Genomic DNA, 1349 nt, shown 5'->3' on the forward strand with positions numbered 1-1349 from the left:
ATGCCGAAGTTCGACATCCCCGAGGGCTACACCGAGGTCACCTGGTTCAAGGAGGAGGTGCGCCGCGGCATGGAGCGCCGCTTCCCCGGCGGCATCCCCGAGGACCGCCAGAAGCAGGCCGACTACGAGATGGACGTCATCATCTCGATGGGCTTCCCCGGCTACTTCCTCGTCGTCGCCGACTTCATCATGTGGGCCAAGAACAACGGGATCGCCGTCGGCCCCGGCCGCGGCTCCGCGGCCGGCTCGATCGTCGCCTACGCGATGGGCATCACCGACCTCGACCCGATCCCGCACGGCCTGATCTTCGAGCGGTTCCTCAATCCCGAGCGCATCTCCATGCCCGACGTCGACATCGACTTCGACGAGCGCAGGCGCGTCGAGGTGATCAGGTACGTGACCGAGAAGTACGGCGCCGACAAGGTCGCCATGATCGGCACCTACGGCACCATCAAGGCCAAGAACGCGATCAAGGACTCCGCGCGCGTGCTGGGCTACCCGTACGCGATGGGCGACCGCATCACCAAGGCCATGCCCGCCGACGTCCTCGGCAAGGGCATCCCGCTCTCCGGCATCACCGACCCGCAGCACCCGCGCTACTCGGAGGCCGGCGAGGTCCGCGGGATGTACGAGAACGAGCCGGACGTGAAGAAGGTCATCGACACCGCGCGCGGTGTGGAGGGCCTGGTCCGGCAGATGGGTGTGCACGCCGCCGGTGTGATCATGTCCAGCGAGACCATCACCGAGCACGTCCCGGTCTGGGTCAGGCACACCGACGGCGTGACCATCACGCAGTGGGACTACCCGAGCTGTGAGTCGCTCGGCCTGCTGAAGATGGACTTCCTGGGCCTGCGCAACCTGACGATCATGGACGACGCGGTCAAGATGGTGAAGGCCAACAAGGGCCTCGACATCGACCTGCTCTCCCTGCCGCTCGACGACCCCACGACCTTCGAACTGCTCCAGCGCGGTGACACCCTCGGCGTCTTCCAGTTCGACGGCGGCCCGATGCGCTCGCTGCTCCGGCTGATGAAGCCCGACAACTTCGAGGACATCTCCGCCGTGTCGGCCCTGTACCGGCCGGGCCCGATGGGCATGAACTCGCACACGAACTACGCCCTGCGCAAGAACAAGCAGCAGGAGATCACCCCGATCCACAAGGAGCTGGAGGAGCCCCTCCAGGAGGTCCTGGCCGTCACCTACGGCCTGATCGTCTACCAGGAGCAGGTGCAGAAGGCCGCCCAGATCATCGCGGGCTACTCGCTCGGCGAGGCCGACATCCTGCGCCGCGTCATGGGCAAGAAGAAGCCCGACGAACTGGCGAAGAACTTCACGATCTTCCAGGCCGG

Annotated in this window: 1 protein-coding gene; it reads left to right on the forward strand. The window is 66.0% G+C overall.

Annotated elements, in window-relative coordinates:
• Window positions 1-1349 (forward strand): DNA polymerase III subunit alpha (gene dnaE / locus ACFQ9Z_RS39320; protein ID WP_383031939.1); only part of this gene is annotated, 1349 nt, incomplete at both ends.

This window comes from Streptomyces sp. NPDC056580 (genome assembly GCF_042793175.1).
Lineage (GTDB): Bacteria > Actinomycetota > Actinomycetes > Streptomycetales > Streptomycetaceae > Streptomyces.